This window comes from Roseateles microcysteis (assembly GCF_036880965.1).
Lineage (GTDB): Bacteria > Pseudomonadota > Gammaproteobacteria > Burkholderiales > Burkholderiaceae_C > JAUASW01.
On record NZ_JBAJMV010000006.1, the window covers coordinates 124,665 to 139,627 of the forward strand.

Here is a 14,963-nt window from a genome sequence, read left to right on the forward strand (position 1 = left end):
TCCTCGGTTTGAATCTGGGGGGTCAGGACCGCTTGTTGCCGGCGGCCGGTTCGGGCTTTTTCGCTGCCGCGTCGGCCTTGAGGCCCGACTGCGTCGCGTAGAACTGGACGATGCGCTCGAAGCCAACGCCCGCGCGCTGCAAGGCGCCGGGGCTGCGCATGAAGCGCGCATCGTGATGGAGGGAAAGGATCAGGCCGTGCAATTCGAAGAGGATCTGCTCGACGTCGGCCGCCTCCTGCAGATGGCCGACCTCCTTGGCCAGCACGATGGCCTTGAACAGCGCGCCGTGCCAGGCTTGCACCATGGTGACCAGGGCATCGCGCACCGGGCCGGGCCGGTCGTCGAACTCGACCGCGCCGCTGATATAGATGCAGCCCGAATCGATTTCGACCGAGACGCGGCGCACCCAGCGCTCATACAGACCGCGCAAGCGCGGCAGGCCGCGGACTTCGCGAATCGCCGGGAAGAAGACTTCTTCCTCGAACTTGGCGTGATACTCGCGCACCACGGCGATCTGCAATTCCTCGCGCGAGCCGAAATGTGCGAACACGCCGGACTTGCTCATCTTGATCATGTCCGCCAGCGCGCCGATGGACAGGCCTTCCAGCCCCATGTGCGAAGCCAGCCCCAGCGCCGCTTCCAGGATGGCGGCACGGGTCTGCTGGCCCTTCTGCAGCGAGCGGGCCACGCGGCGCGGCGCAACGGCGGCTTTGGGCGGATTGGACGGCAGAGCTGACACGGTGGCAGGATCCGGAAAGGAAGCGACGGATCGCATAATAAAACGAACGGTCGTTCTATTTTGCAGAAAGCTGGCTCGACTGCCTCACTGAATCCGTGCATTTTTTAGGGGATGCCGCCTAGCCGGCCCGATTCAAGCGCTCGGCTCTTGACCACTTGATGACGGTTGGACGGCCATTGCCATGACATGGCGATCACGCGACAAGCCGTCCACTGATGGCCGCTGCTATTGAGTCAGTACGCACTCTTGCAGTACGCTGCGCCCAGGAGGTCTGCGCTGTGGATGTTCTGCAACTGGATGTTTCGGGTCGCCCCCAGGCCTGGATCACAACCAAGGAAGCCGCCGTGATCTACGCCAGTGATGGCGTGGCCTGGACGCTTGGCGACCCCTGCCAGGTGATGCGTGGCGGCCTGCAGCGCCGCACCGGCATGCAGTCCCGCATCGAAGTGCATCCCATCATCGCCGTGCGCGGCGCCGTGCCCAGCCGGGCCTGGCGCCAAACGCCGGCGCTGACCAACCCCAAGCTCTTCACGCGCGACCGCCAGGTCTGTGCCTACTGCGGCCATCGCCACCACAGCGAAGACCTGACCCGCGAGCACATCATCCCCACCTCCCGCGGCGGCGTCGACAGCTGGATGAACTGCATCACCGCCTGCCGCTGCTGCAATGGTCGAAAAGGCAGCCGGCTGCCGGAAGAGGCCAACATGAGCCTGCTCTACCTGCCCTACGTGCCCAGCCTGCATGAAGACATGATCCTGCGTGGCCGCCGCATCCTGGCCGACCAGATGGAGTTCCTGCTCGCCAGCGTGCCGCGCTCCAGCCGGCTCTATGCCTGAAGTCATGGGCCTGCACAAAGAAGTCCGTAAAGACTTGTAATCAGGTCAACGGACGCAAAATAGCTGCCGTTGGGGGTCACATGACCCCTCGGAGCCCAATCATGAAATTTCTTGTTTCCACGCTGGCAATCGCGGCGATGGCCACCCTCTCTGCCTGCTCGACGACCAACCCCGATGTGGTCCAGCGCGGCGACGCGCAGCGCCTTGCGCTGGTGCAAGACGCCACCGTGTTGTCGGTCCGCCCCGTCGTGGTTGATGGCACGCAAAGCGGCATCGGCGGCGCCGCCGGCGCCGTCACCGGCGCCATTGCCGGCTCCTCGGTCGGTGGCCGCCGCGAAGGCCAGGTGGTCGGCGTGATCGGAGCCGTGGTTGGCGCCGTGGTCGGCAATGCCATCGAGCGCAACGCCACCCGCGAGGAAGCCATCGAAATCCTCCTGCAGATGCGCAACGGCGAGCGCCGCTCGGTGGTGCAGGCCAAGGGCGAAGAGAATTTTGCTGCCGGCGAAGCGGTGATCCTCACCACCACCGGCGGCAAGACCCGCGTGACCCGTGCTCCCGTGGTGCAGCAAAGCGCCGCACGCCCGGCGCCCACCCCCGGGCAATAACCGGGTCGCGCCGCCTCGGCGCCTCATGGTTCAATGGCCGCTCCCTCAAGCTAGACGGAGCGGCTTTCATCATGGCAGCAGGCGCAAACAAGGTACTGGTCGCACAAGGCGGCGGCCCGACGGCGGTGATCAACCAGTCGCTGGCCGGCGTGGTGCTTGAAGCGAGGCGCCACCTCGGCATCGAGCGCGTCTATGGTGCGCGCCACGGCGTGCGCGGCATCATCAACGAAGACTTCGTCGACCTCACCGCCGAAACCAGCCACAACCTCGAGCTGATCGCCGGCACACCCTCCTCCGCACTGGGCTCCACGCGAGACAAGCCCGACATCGCCTACTGCCAGCAGATCTTCAAGGTCCTGCAGGCGCACGATATCGGCTACTTCTTCTACATCGGCGGCAACGATTCCTCCGACACCGTGCGCATCGTGAGCGAACAGGCCCGGGCGGCCAACTATCCACTGCGCTGCGTGCACATCCCGAAGACGATTGACAACGACCTGGTCGGCAACGACCACACCCCCGGCTTCCCATCGGCCGCGCGCTTCGTGGCCCAGGCCTTTGCCGGCGCCAACCTCGACAACGCCTCCCTGCCGGGCATCTATCTCGCGGTAGTGATGGGCCGGCACGCCGGCTTCCTCACCGCCGCTTCGGCGCTGGGAAAGAAGTTCCCTGACGACGGCCCGCACCTGATCTATCTGCCCGAGCGCGTCTTCTCGCTCGACAAGTTCCTGGCCGACGTGAAGGCCACCTACGAGCGCTATGGCCGCTGCGTGATCGCTGTCTCGGAAGGCATCCACGACGCATCCGGCGAGCCGATTGCCGCGCAGCTCGCCAAGGACCTGGAGCGCGACGCCCATGGCAATGTGCAGCTCTCCGGCTCCGGCGCGCTGGCCGACCTCTTGTGCGAAGAGATCAAGACCAAGCTCAAGATCAAGCGCGTGCGTGGCGACACCTTCGGCTATGTGCAGCGCAGCTTCGTCGGCTGCGTGTCCGACGTTGATCAACGCGAAGCCCGCGAAGTGGGCGAGAAGGCCGTGCAGTACGCGATGTGGGGCGATGCCAGCGGCCGCACCTCCGGCTCGGTCGCCATCAAGCGCACCGGCTTCTATTCGGTTGACTACGAGCTGCTGCCGCTGGACGCGGTGGCCGGCAAGACCCGCACGATGGAAGACGCCTTCATCAGCGAAAGCGGCACCGACGTGACCGACGCCTTCCGCATGTACCTGCGCCCGCTCCTGGGCTCGGGCATGCCCGAGGCCTTCAGGCTGCGGCCGGCGCCGGTGGCCAAGGTGCTGGGCAAGTAGGCAATTCGGGCTCCTGACTTTCAGGATGCGCGCACCAGAATGCGCGCCAATCCCTCCTCAATCTGAAGGATCGAATCGCCATACCCGAGCTCAATCCCATTGCGGATCAAGGCCGTTCTCGCTTCAATCCAATGCGCCAAGCGTAGTAACAGGCGCACCTGAAGTCGGGGTCTGAAGAACGCCACTGCGTGTCCAAATAGAAGTCCCGCGCAGAAGGCCCAAGAACGCCAAGGAACATGGGGAGGGGGAGCGATGTCACCAGACATTTCGCTGCATCTGCTTGGGCAGTTGCTGTGGAAGGCCGTTGCCGTATCCGCGCCGCTGCTATTGACCGTGCTGGTTGTTGGATTGGCGGTGAGCATCTTCCAGGTGGTCACGCAGATCCAGGAGATGTCGCTCACGTTCATTCCTAAGTTGCTCGCCAGTGTTGCAATTCTGGTGTTGATCGGGCCGTGGATGCTTGGGCAGTTGATTGCATACAGCAGCTCGCTGATCCGTTCCATTCCCAGGCTGGTGTAGAGCGTGGATCTGCTACAGATCGACCTCAACTGGGCTTTGGCGTGCGGCCTGGTCTGGACACGCCTCGGCTTGCTGCTTGGCTTGAGCCCAATGGCCCAGGCAGTGAAGGCGCCGCCAAGCTTCTGGGTCCTTTTCACCCTGGCCCTGTCCGGCACGCTGTGCATCGCCCTGAACCTGAGAACGCCGGTTCCAGCAACGCTTGAGGGACTGATATTTCTCGTTCTGGCCGAGGCCACGCTGGGTGCCTTGATGGGCTTGGCTCTGCACTCAGCGTTTGCGGCATTCTCGATGGCCGGCCGCATCGTCGACCTGCAGATGGGGCTCGGTATGGGGGCCGTCCTCGACCCTGTCAGCCGCTCTAACGTCCCGATGTTGAGCGTGGCGCTTTCGATGTTGGCACTCTCCATATTCTTCGGAGGTGAGGGTCATCACGCCTTGTTGCGTGGCATCGCACGCAGCCTCGAATGGGTGCCTCCCGGTGGGAGCTGGCAGTTTCCCGATGCCGGCAACCTGCTCGTGCTGGCCGCCGGCATGTTCAGTGTGGCGGTCGTTGTGATTGCGCCAACGCTGTTCATCCTGCTCTTGCTCGAGATTGCGCTGAGCGTGGCCTCCCGCGTGCTCCCGCAGATGAATATTGTCTTCATCGGCATGCCCATCAAGACTTTCGCTGGGCTGATCGTGCTGGCCTTGTCTGCGCCGGCAATGGCTCCGGTGATGGAAAGCGCTTTCCGAAGCGTCTTCACGTTCTGGCAAGGAGTTCTCCAGTGAACGGCGGCCAGGATCTGAATCGCAACGAGCAAGCGACGCCATGCAAGCGCGAGCAAGCTCGCAAGCATGGGCAGACAGCTCGCAGCACGGATGCAAGCTCGTTTGCCGTGCTGGCGGCTGCGACGTTTGGCTGCTTCGCCTTGCTGTTGCCTGCACTGAAAGGAATGGCGAGCCTGCTCGCTAAAGGCCTGGCGCTGCCGCCGGAGCTGGCCAGCGAGGTGGTGTCGGTGACTCGAATCGCCGAGTCTGGCATGCACCAGGCATTGCTGGTTTTGGCACCGCTGTTGCTGAGCATCGTTGTAGCTGCCGTGCTGATGGGCTTGCTGCAAAGCGGCGGGCTGATCTTCTCAACGACACCGCTTACACCCGACTTCGCTCGCATCAAACCAGCGCAAGGCTTCAAGAAACTCTTCTCACTCAAGATTCTGTACGAGGCCGCGAAGAGCGCAATCAAGTTGCTGGCTCTGGCGGGGGTTGCCGCCCTGGCTCTGCACACGCTAATGCGGAGTGCCTTGCAACTGCTTGGGCTACCCGCCAAATCGCTGATCTTCCGGCTGACCGAGTCCACTGGCGGGCTGATGGCCAGGCTGTGCGCCGTGCTATTGCTCTTCATGCTCGTGGACCTGATCTTCGTCCGCTGGGATTTCCTGCGTGGCCTGCGCATGAGCAAGCGCGATATCGAAGACGAACACAAGAACCGCGAAGGTGATCCACGGATCAAGAGCCGGCAGCGCCAGATCCGCCAGGAGTTCCTGAAGGCGTCCAAGTCGGTCGGCAATGTGGCGCAGGCGCAGGTGGTGATCACCAACCCAACGCACGTGGCCGTGGCCTTGCGCTATGACCACGGTGTGACGCCAGCACCCCTGGTCGTTGCCAAAGGGGCTGGCGTTCTGGCTCGGCAGATCCGAAACGCGGCCACCAAGACCGGTGTGCCCATCGTGCACAGCCCCCGCCTGGCTCGTGCCCTGTTCAAGGAAGTGGCGCAAGACGCCTATGTGCCCGAGCAGTGGTATCCGCCGGTGGCGCGCATTCTGGTCTGGCTCAATAGCTTAAGAGAGGCCAAGCACGACAGGCCCATCGAGATGAAGGGAGCGGTCGCATGAAAAGCCCGAGAAGAATTCTTGGCCGACACTCCGATGTCTTGCTCGTTGTGCTCGTGCTGGGCGTGCTGACGATTCTGTTCGCCCCGATCCCGGGCGGCTTGCTGGACTTCCTGATTCTGAGCAACGTCGCCTTCGCGCTCGTGCTCCTGATGCTGACCTTCTACATGCACCGGCCGGTCGAGTTCTCGACCTTTCCGTCACTGCTGCTGATTGCCACGCTGTTTCGGCTGTCTCTGAACGTTGCGGCCACGCGCTTGATCCTGACAGACGCCAGCGCCGGCCAGGTCATCGGTGCAGTGGGCTCCTATGTGGTGGCAGGAAACTTCGTCATCGGCCTGATCGTGTTCCTGATCCTCGTGGTCGTCCAGTACGTTGTGGTGACAAGCGGCGCGCAGCGCGTCTCCGAGGTCGCCGCCCGCTTTACGCTGGACAGCATGCCTGGCCAGCAAATGAGCATCGATGCCGACCTGAACATGGGCTTCATCGACCAGGTCGAGGCGCAAGCACGGCGCAAGGTACTGGAGCGTCAGGCCGGCTTCTACGGCGCGATGGACGGCGCCAGCAAGTTCGTCAAGGGTGACGCCATCGCTGGCATCATCATCTTGCTGATCAACATCGTCGGCGGCCTGGTCATCGGCGTCATGCAGCGCGGCATGAGCTGGGGCGAGGCGCTGCAAACCTTTACGCTGCTGACGGTTGGCGATGGCATCGTCACCCAGATCCCGGCGCTGGTGATTGCCGTGGGCACCGGCATCATCGTGACCCGCTCGGCCTCGGATACCAACCTGAGTGGCGAGGTGGTGAAGCAGCTGGCCAGCTTCCCAAAGGCCTTGTGGCTGGTGGTTGCGACCATGTTTTTATTGCTGCTGCTGCCGAGTATTCCGGCCTTTCCGGTCCTCACTGTGGCTGCGCTCCTCGCGGTGTTCGCCCTTGTCGCGATGCGTGCCAAGAAGACAGCAGAAAGCGCGGAAGACAGGGCAGAAAGTGCGACGGACAAACCAGCGGAGCCTACAACACCGCTGCCTCGCGTCCATCCGATCGAAGTGCGGATTGGCAGTGGCCTGGCGAAGATGGCACAGGGTAAAGATGCCGTCCTGGTGCAGCGCATTGAGGCGGTACGCAAGCAGTTCGCTCACGAGTTCGGCCTGCTGCTCCCCGCCGTTCGATTCGTCAGCGAGGCCAAGTTGGCGGCGCCGGCCTATGAGCTCCTCATCTACGGCGTGGTGTACGGCCGAGGTGAGCTGCTCGAAGGTCGTCTGCTTGCCATTCACCCCAGTGGAGACACCAAGCACCTCAAGGGTGTGGAGACGCGAGATCCCACCTATGGGCTGGCGGCAGTCTGGATCGAAGAAGCCGAACGCGAGCGCGCCCGGGCCGCGCGCTACACCCTGGTCGATGCGCCCACCGTCTTTGCCACCCACATCGGCGAGACGATGCGTCAACAATGTGCCAACCTGGTGACCCGTGCGGAGACAGACAAGCTCTTGTCCCACGTGCGTGAGGTTCAGCCGGGCCTCGTGGAAGAGTTGGTGCCGACCGTCCTCGCAATCGTCGACGTCCAGAGGGTTTTCCAGGCGCTGCTGCGCGAGAAGGTGAGTCTGCTGCATGTGGAAACCATCGTCGAGACGCTGGCAGATGCAGGCCGCAACACCAAGGATGCGGCCCTCCTGACTGAAGCCGTGCGGCAGCGGCTGGGCGCCTCTATCTGCCAGCAAATGATGCGCGACGCCTCGGCACTTCAGGTGTTGACCCTGGATCCTGTCGTGGAACTGAGGCTTCGGGCCGGCACGACGGAAGCAACGCCCACGGACCCGCGATTCATCGAACAAATGCTCTCGCGAATGATTGCTCTCGCCGAGCAAATGGTGCGCAGCAACCTGCTGCCCGTGCTGCTCTGCGCGCCCGACCTGCGTCGCCACCTGCGCTCCATGACCGAGAGAGCGCTGCCCCATATGCGGATTCTCGCCATCACTGAAGTCCCCAACCTCATCCCGCTCAAGGCCTTTGGCAACGTGAGCGTTCCCGCCTCCGGCACCAAAGAGTGCTGACCAGAAAGCTGACCATGGGAACCCTAGAGATCGCAGCCATCGGCCTGCAACAGGACTTGGACAGACTGAAAGCGACCAGTCACAACCTGGCCAACACAAGCACGGCCGGCTACAAACGGCAGATCGCGGTACAGCATCCGTTTGCTGGCGTGATGGACGCGACGGCCACGAGTATCGCGAGCACCTACACCGATGCCCGTGCCGGCAAGCTGGCCGCCACAGGAAACGCCCTGGACATCGCGATGCCCGATGGCCGCTACCTGCTACTGGAGCAGGAGGACGGCACCCAGGTGCTGAGTCGCGATGGTGGGCTGCAGCTTGATGCCGCCGGCAGCTTGCGCACGATGGGTGGCCTTAAGGTACTCGGGCAACGCGGGGGCATCACGGTTCGCGCTGAGCAGCGAGGCAGCCTGGCGATCGATGGCCAAGGGCAGCTCCGCTCTGGTGATCAGGTGCTAGATGCCTTGCGCATGGTGAGCTTGAAGGCGGGCCAGTTCTTGCAGCCCCTGGGCGCCGGCACTTTCACCGCGGACGCCAATCAATGGGATGTCGACTCCCCGCTGCTCGGCGTGCGCAGCGCCTTCCTGGAGCAGTCCAACGTGATGCCCAGCCAGGAGATGGTGGTCTTGATGAGCACAACCCGACACGCCGAGTCCATGGTGCGCCTTTTGCAGACAGCGGACGAGATGGCCGAGAAAGCGATTCGCCGATTTGGGGAGCACACTTGAACGACGCCCTCTACATTGCCGCAACCGGCATGAAGGCCCAGACCGCGCAGCTGGACCTGATCGCCAACAACGTCGCCAACATGGACACGCCGGGCTACAAGCGAGGCAGCCTGCGATTTGGCGACCTCATCAGCGGCGAGGCCATCAGAACCCTTGGAGGCACTGGAGCCAACAGCCCAACTGCGAATTCGACTTTGGCCGGCGTCAAGTCGGTGGGTCTGTTGCGCTCGTTTGCGGTGGGCGTGCTGCGCCGCAGCGACGATCCGTTGTCGCTGGCCATCCAGGGCGAGGGCTTCATCGAAGTTCAACTGCCCGATGGCTCCGCAGCCTTCAGTCGCGGCGGGCGACTGGAAGTCAATAGCGAGCGCCTGCTCGCCACGGCAGACGGTCTCGAACTGCGCCAGCGCATTCAGGTACCGGCCGATGTCCGGCAGATTGCGATTGCCGAGGACGGGCAGGTGCAGGGGCGCGACGACGCCGGCCGCAGCTTCTCCCTGGGACGCATCGACGTCGCAATGTTCTCGAACCCGTCCGGCCTGACGTCCATCGGCGATGGCCTGTGGCGAGACTCGACAGCGTCTGGCGATGCCTTGGTGATGCCCGCCGGAGAAGCCGGCGCCGGCCGACTCAAGCAGGGCTTCGTCGAAAGCTCGAACGTCCAGCTGGTCGACGAGATGGTCCTGCTGATGGTGGCCCAGCGCGCCTACGAGATGAACGTCAAGGTGATGCAGACGGCCGACGAGATAGCCAGCATGACCAACAACCTGCGCAAATGATCATGCGGCACTCACTGGGATTGGCGTTGCTACTGTCAGCTGCCGGGCATCAGATGGCCCTGGCCAAGGCCGTTGCAGAGCCATTGACGGAGGCCGGACTGTGCGCTGCTGTGCGCGCCGCGGCTGAAGGCATGGCAGTCAGAAGAGGTGCGGGCTGGCGAGCCGAGGTCCACTGCCGACCAATGAGCTCGCGTCCGAATTCCGGGCTGGCCACGATTCAGGCAGAGCGCAAAGAGGCTGAGCGCTTGGTCAGCGGCAAGCAGACCTGGTCGGTGCAAGTGCGGCCTGAGCGTGGCGCGGCCTACGTGCTGGCCTTACCCGTCACCATCGGTTGGACAGCGCCTACCTGGGCGCTCCTGCGCGAACTGAAGGCCGGCGAACGGTTGCAGGCCGCGGACTTGCATTTGCAAGAGCAAACCTGGCCACCAGGCGTCGCGGTTGAGGCGGCGCGCACCGACGAACCGCCGCAAGGACGAGCCCGTCGAACACTGCATGCCGGAGAGGCCGTGCGCGCGGCGGACCTGATCGCTCTGGACACCTTGCAACGTGGCGATCGCGTGACTGTCGTCATGGCTTCTGAAGGCATTGAGCTGGCCATGCCAGCTCAGCTCTTGGCGCCTGCCCGCGTTGGGCAGTCAGTGAGAGTTCAGGCAGATGGACGCAGCGCACCGATGGAGGGGCTCCTGGTGGACCTGACAACAGTCCGGGTGAACAAGCCATGAAGTACGCAATCCTGATACTTCTTGGGCTGACGGCCTCCGTGCACGCCCAAAGCAGCGACGAGTTCGGCCTGGGCCGGCCCGCGCCTGTGACATCGATGGCATCGGTAGCCGCTGCGGCATCTGCTGCCGACGGGAGTCCTGTTGCTCCCGCTGTCGTGCAGGCCAGGCCCCGGGCTCGCGGCAGCCTGTACTCCGATGCCGGCTTTCAGGCCTTGACTGCGGACCGACGCAAGTTCCAGGTCGGCGAGGTGCTCACGGTGATGGTCTACGAAGACTCTTCAGCAACTTCTTCGGCCGACACCGACACAAGCCGCGATTCAAACGCCAGTGTCGGCCTGACGCTGCCGCGCTGGAGCAAGAGTGCCGGCATCGTCAGCAACAACGATTTCAATGGTACCGGGCGCACGCATCGTGCCGGCCGCGTGCTGGCCCAGATCACAGTGCTGGTGCGCGAGGTGTTGCCCAATGGTGACCTGCGTGTGGACGGAGAGCAACTGCTGGAGATCAATGGCGAGAAGCAAACCATCCGCGCGGCCGGCCGCGTGCGCCCGCGGGACGTGAACGAGCAAAACGTGGTGCTCTCCAGCCGCATGGCGGAGACCAAGTTGAGTTTTGTGGGTGACGGCGTTCTAGGCGAGCAGCAGCGCCCGGCTTGGTGGCAGCGCCTCTTGCACCTGCTCGGATTCTGAGATGCGAGCACATCTCTTCGTCCTTCTGAGCCTCGGGCTCACAGCGCAGACTTCGGCGCAGCCTGTTCGCCTCAAGGACCTGGCTCGCGTTTCTTCACAGCGCGAGAACGCGCTCGTGGGCTATGGCGTCGTCACCGGATTGTCCGGCACCGGCGACAGCGCGCGCAGCAAGGCCACGCGGCAGACCTTGGCCAATCTGCTGAGCCGCTTTGATCTTGTCGTTTCGTCGGACGACATCTCCAGCCGCAACCTGGCCGTCGTGACAGTAACCGCCAGCCTGCCGGCCTATGCGCGGCCGGGGGACCATCTGGATGTCGCCGTTGCGTCCATCGGCGATGCCCGCAGCCTTGAGGGCGGTACGCTGCTCATGGCGCCGCTCAAGGGGGCCGATGGTCGCGTCTATGTGCTCGCCCAAGGTGCAATGACGGTCGGCGGCTTCCGACACGACGCACAAGGCAATCAGGTCCAGAAGAATCACCCGACCGCTGGCCTGATCAGCGGCGGCGGCACGGTGGAAGCCGGCCTTGAAGAAGAGCCGGAAGCGCAGCACGCCATCGCACTGGTTCTGAACCAGGCCGACTTCGGTACGGCCGGGCGCATGGCAGACCGCATCAACGAAAACTTCGGTGCCCCGCTCGCAGAGATCCGCGATGCCGGTTCCGTTGAGGTGCAGGTGCCGCAGGCCTTTTTTCGCAAGGTGCCAGCCTTTGTGCGGCAGATAGAAGCCTTGTCCGTGGAGCCCGACAACCGCGCGCGCGTCGTAATCAACGAGCGCACCGGAACTCTGGTCGCAGGCGGCGGCGTCCAAATCTCGCCGGTGTCTGTCGTCGTTGGAGAGACTCGCGTGACCGTGAGCAGCGAAACCGCCGTCTCCCAGCCGCAGCTCCTGCGCTCGCCAGCCCCAGGCGTTCGAACCGAGGTCTTCACCAACAGCCAGCTGCGCGTACAGGAGCCTGCCGCACCGAAGTTCGTACCCGCAGGGCCGACGCGCGTGGCAGACCTGGTGCAGCTACTGGCCCGCGGCAAGACCTCGCCGCGCGACATGATTTCCATCTTCCAGGCCATCAAGGCAGCGGGCGCCCTGCATGCCGAGCTGGTCGTGCAGTAGTCAATGAGACAGAAAGCACCCCATGCATCTGATTGATCCAACCACCCTCCAGCTCGTCAGCAAATCGCTGGACGCCTGCGCGCTGCGGCACCAGGCCATTGCGCAGAACATTGCCAACGCCAGCGTCAACGGTGCTAAGCCAGTACGCGTGCAGTTTGAAGAACTACTGGGCTCCTTGCGGGCCAAGCTTGAGGCTGGCCACAGCATCAAGGCAGATGCGATACCGACCGCGCGCCTGCTGGCCGAAGCCGGTGACAAGCCAATTGCTCTCGACGAGGAAATGGCCTCGCTGTCGAGCAACAGCATGCAATACCAGGCCTTGCTCCGGGCAATGAATCGCCACCTGAGCATCTTGTCCGTTGCTGTGCAGGAGGGGCGTCGCTGATGGACTACCGTGCCGTCTTCCAGATTGCAGCCGCCGGCATGGACCTGGAGAAGCGCCGCGTGGAAATCGCTGCGCTGAACCTCGCCAACATTCATGCCACAGCGCCTGCCGACAAGCTCCCCTACGCGCATCAGAAGGTGGTTGCTGAGCCCTTGTCGGTGAACTTCAATCAAGCCCTGTCGTCCGCCAGCCACACCGTGCTGACGCGCAAAGTGCAGGTAATCGGCAGCGACGCACCTCCCCGGCTGGCGCATGACCCTGGGCACCCGCACGCCAACCCACAAGGCTTCGTCGCGTACTCACGAATCGACCAAGCCACCGAGATGGTCACGGTCAGCACGGCCATGCGTGCCTATGAAGCCAATATCGCGGTTGCAAGCAGCGCGCGGGCCATGGCTGCCAAGGCGCTTGAGCTCGGAAGTCAGTCATGAGCGGGCCTGCAATTGAGGCGATTGGAGGAGCGGCGCCGACCTTGGCCACGGCGCCGAACACGTCGGTGGCCGAGCCCCAGGGGACTGGCTTTGCGGATTGGGTCGGGCGTGAGCTCTCGATCTTGAACGCCGAGCTGGTGACTGCTGAGCAAGGCGTCCAGCAAATCGCCGCCGGTACCGCCAGCAATCTCCACGACGTGATGCTGCAGCTGGAGCAGGCGCGTCTGGCCATGCAGGTGATGAGCCAGATCCGATCCAAGGTGCTCGAAGCCTATCAAGAAGTCTTGCGGATGCAGGTTTGAGTGATGAGTGAACAGGACAGATTCTTTGACGGCTGGTCGACCCAGAGGAAGGTAGGTTTCGGCTTGTCCATCCTCGTCTGCTTCGGCCTTGTACTGGGCCTGGCGTGGTGGGCATCTCGCACACCCAAGGCGGTGCTCTTCTCGGACCTGGCAGATCGCGACGCGGCGGTGCTGTTGGCCGAGCTGGATCGTCTCAAACAGCCTTACAGCTTGAGTGAGGACGGGCATTCCATCCTCGTCGCCGCTGACACCGTACACAAGACGCGCATGGCCGTGATGGCCAAGCAGCCGCCTTTGCACGGTGCTGTCGGCTTCGAGCTGTTCAACAACACAGACTTTGGCGTCAGCGACTTCGTCCAGAAGGTCAACTACCTGCGCGCGCTGCAAGGCGAGCTGACGAGAACCATCCTGGCGATTGATCAGGTTCAGGACGCACGTGTGCACCTCGCTCTGCCCGACCAGACGCTGTTCCGCAAAGACGTGCACAAGGCCAAGGCTTCCGTGACCGTGATGCTCAAGGGCGGGCAAGCGCTGAATGCGGCGCAGGTCGCTGGCATCCAGCGCCTGGTGGCCGCCTCGGTTCCTGAAATCACGGCCGAGGGCGTGACCGTGCTGGACCAGCACGGCGTGGTGTTGTCCAAAGGTTCTGGCGAAGACGTCACTGTGGCTTCGGGCCAGCTCGACGCCCGCCAGGACATGGAGGCCCACCTCACGCGCAAGGCGACGAAGCTCCTCGATCGGCTGTTCCAAGCCGGCGAAGCCATGGTGACCGTGGACGCCGTCATCAATCACGAGCAGTCGCGCATCATCACCGAAGAGGTGCTGGCCGCAGCGCGCGCGCCGCAGGGTGAGCGGGCGACTGGGGTGGTGAGCCGCGAGCGCTCCATCAGCAAGGACTCCAGCAGCGAACAGGCGGCCGGCGCCGGAACCGCACCGCAGGTTGTGACTCAGGAGACCGACTATCAAAACGGTAAGCGCGTGGCGCAGACGGTTTCTCCAGGTGGCCAGCTGTCGCGCCTGAGTGTGGCCGTCGTGGTCAAGCGCAAGCTCAGCGAGGTGGAGATTGCACGTGTACGCGACCTGATGGCGAGTGCCGTCGGCTTGGTCCCTTCTCGTGGCGACAACATATCGGTTCATTCGATGGCCGAGTTCAGTGCGCAGCCTCGTGCTGAGGCAAGATCCGCTGTAGCGGAGCGTTATGCAGCAACGGACCAGGCGCACCCGGCGGCAGCGCAGCGGGCTGCCCAAGTCAAGGCGTCAACCTCGGCGCGTGCTGTGGAAGTGCTGACGGGAGTGATGCTGCTTGTGGTGCTTGGTGCTCTGGCAGCATGGACCTGCCGCCGCCACCCAGCTGCAAAGCCGGCCAGCTTGAGTGACGCCGAGCGCGATGCGCTGCTGGTGACCTTGAAGGGCTGGCTCAAGCCAGCAGCACCAGCGCCATGATTCTCGACGTCGAAGCTGGCGCCGATCTGCGGCGTGTCGCACTGGCGCTGCATGCGCTAGAGGCCAGCGATCGTGATTGGCTCCTTGAGCGCTTGCCCGTTCGAGCGGCCTTGCAGGAGCTACTGCTTGAGTTGTCGGACCTGGCCATCCCGCCCAATCCTGAGTTGCTTCGCAATGTCCTCAATGCCGCCGTCGCGCGGTTCGCGATGAACCCGGACCCGACTGAAGCGCGCGCCCTGTGCCGTCAGCTTGAGCGCGAACCCGCGGCGCTGCGGCAAATGCTTGTCGCCTCGCTTCCTGAAGACCTGCAGGCGCCCGTGCTGGGGCATTGGCAAGCCGAGATCGATGCTGCGCCGTCGGCCGGCTGCCGAGTCAGCTGGAACCCAGCCCTGTGCGCACTGGTGCTCGAGTGCTGGCGCGAAGCGGCTCGGGTCGGCGGCGGAGAGCGGTCATGAAA

The 14,963-nt window shown here is 63.9% G+C and carries 18 protein-coding genes; 17 read left to right on the forward strand and 1 reads right to left on the reverse strand.

Annotated elements, in window-relative coordinates:
- Positions 1-22: 22 nt before the first annotated feature.
- A complete protein-coding gene (locus V3596_RS17265) occupies positions 23-739 on the reverse strand; it encodes a TetR/AcrR family transcriptional regulator (RefSeq protein ID WP_334279042.1) in 717 nt (238 codons plus the stop codon).
- A 278-nt stretch (positions 740-1,017) separates the two neighbouring features.
- Here V3596_RS17265 and V3596_RS17270 point away from each other — a divergent pair, with 278 nt between their 5' ends.
- The 17 genes from V3596_RS17270 (at position 1,018) to V3596_RS17350 (ending at position 14,961) form a co-directional block, all read left to right on the forward strand.
- On the forward strand, positions 1,018-1,575 hold the full coding sequence (locus V3596_RS17270; protein WP_334279043.1) for an HNH endonuclease: 558 nt from the start codon (positions 1,018-1,020) through the stop codon (positions 1,573-1,575).
- Positions 1,576-1,676: 101 nt separating this feature from the next.
- Entirely contained in the window at positions 1,677-2,180 is a 504-nt protein-coding gene (locus V3596_RS17275) for an outer membrane lipoprotein (protein ID WP_334279044.1), read from the forward strand.
- Between the two features lie 71 nt (positions 2,181-2,251).
- Complete coding sequence (locus V3596_RS17280) at positions 2,252-3,484, forward strand: 6-phosphofructokinase (protein WP_334279045.1); 1,233 nt, start codon at positions 2,252-2,254, stop codon at positions 3,482-3,484.
- A 252-nt stretch (positions 3,485-3,736) separates the two neighbouring features.
- A complete protein-coding gene (locus V3596_RS17285) occupies positions 3,737-4,003 on the forward strand; it encodes a flagellar biosynthetic protein FliQ (protein ID WP_334279046.1) in 267 nt (88 codons plus the stop codon).
- 3 nt (positions 4,004-4,006) lie between these two features.
- Positions 4,007-4,771, forward strand: coding sequence for a flagellar biosynthetic protein FliR (locus V3596_RS17290; protein WP_334279047.1), 765 nt, complete (start codon positions 4,007-4,009; stop codon positions 4,769-4,771).
- Entirely contained in the window at positions 4,768-5,874 is a 1,107-nt protein-coding gene (locus V3596_RS17295; RefSeq protein WP_334279048.1) for an EscU/YscU/HrcU family type III secretion system export apparatus switch protein, read from the forward strand. The genes V3596_RS17290 and V3596_RS17295 overlap by 4 nt, the downstream gene beginning before the upstream one ends.
- Complete coding sequence (locus V3596_RS17300) at positions 5,871-7,922, forward strand: flagellar biosynthesis protein FlhA (protein WP_334279049.1); 2,052 nt, start codon at positions 5,871-5,873, stop codon at positions 7,920-7,922. The genes V3596_RS17295 and V3596_RS17300 overlap by 4 nt, the downstream gene beginning before the upstream one ends.
- Positions 7,916-8,650: a flagellar hook basal-body protein gene (locus V3596_RS17305; RefSeq protein WP_334279050.1), complete on the forward strand. Its 735-nt coding sequence runs from the start codon at positions 7,916-7,918 to the stop codon at positions 8,648-8,650. The genes V3596_RS17300 and V3596_RS17305 overlap by 7 nt, the downstream gene beginning before the upstream one ends.
- Positions 8,647-9,426 (forward strand): flagellar hook-basal body protein, encoded by a 780-nt coding sequence (locus V3596_RS17310; protein WP_334279051.1) that lies wholly within the window; start codon positions 8,647-8,649, stop codon positions 9,424-9,426. The genes V3596_RS17305 and V3596_RS17310 overlap by 4 nt, the downstream gene beginning before the upstream one ends.
- Positions 9,427-9,479: 53 nt before the next feature.
- Positions 9,480-10,148: a flagellar basal body P-ring formation chaperone FlgA gene (flgA, locus tag V3596_RS17315; protein WP_334279052.1), complete on the forward strand. Its 669-nt coding sequence runs from the start codon at positions 9,480-9,482 to the stop codon at positions 10,146-10,148.
- Positions 10,145-10,837 carry a flagellar basal body L-ring protein FlgH gene (locus V3596_RS17320; protein ID WP_334279053.1) on the forward strand — a complete coding sequence of 231 codons (693 nt, stop codon included), beginning with the start codon at positions 10,145-10,147 and terminating at the stop codon, positions 10,835-10,837. Before flgA ends, V3596_RS17320 begins: the two co-directional genes overlap by 4 nt.
- A 1-nt stretch (position 10,838) precedes the next feature.
- On the forward strand, positions 10,839-11,945 hold the full coding sequence (locus tag V3596_RS17325; RefSeq protein WP_334279054.1) for a flagellar basal body P-ring protein FlgI: 1,107 nt from the start codon (positions 10,839-10,841) through the stop codon (positions 11,943-11,945).
- Positions 11,946-11,967: 22 nt separating this feature from the next.
- Positions 11,968-12,330 carry a flagellar basal body rod protein FlgB gene (locus V3596_RS17330; protein WP_334279055.1) on the forward strand — a complete coding sequence of 121 codons (363 nt, stop codon included), beginning with the start codon at positions 11,968-11,970 and terminating at the stop codon, positions 12,328-12,330.
- A 38-nt stretch (positions 12,331-12,368) separates the two neighbouring features.
- A complete protein-coding gene (locus V3596_RS17335) occupies positions 12,369-12,761 on the forward strand; it encodes a flagellar basal body rod protein FlgC (protein WP_334279056.1) in 393 nt (130 codons plus the stop codon).
- The gene (fliE, locus tag V3596_RS17340) at positions 12,758-13,063 is read left to right on the forward strand and encodes a flagellar hook-basal body complex protein FliE (protein WP_334279057.1); all 306 of its coding nucleotides are present in this window, start codon (positions 12,758-12,760) and stop codon (positions 13,061-13,063) included. Before V3596_RS17335 ends, fliE begins: the two co-directional genes overlap by 4 nt.
- Before the next feature lie 3 nt (positions 13,064-13,066).
- Entirely contained in the window at positions 13,067-14,506 is a 1,440-nt protein-coding gene (gene fliF / locus V3596_RS17345; protein WP_334279058.1) for a flagellar basal-body MS-ring/collar protein FliF, read from the forward strand.
- Positions 14,503-14,961: a hypothetical protein gene (locus tag V3596_RS17350; RefSeq protein WP_334279059.1), complete on the forward strand. Its 459-nt coding sequence runs from the start codon at positions 14,503-14,505 to the stop codon at positions 14,959-14,961. Before fliF ends, V3596_RS17350 begins: the two co-directional genes overlap by 4 nt.
- Positions 14,962-14,963: the final 2 nt, after the last annotated feature.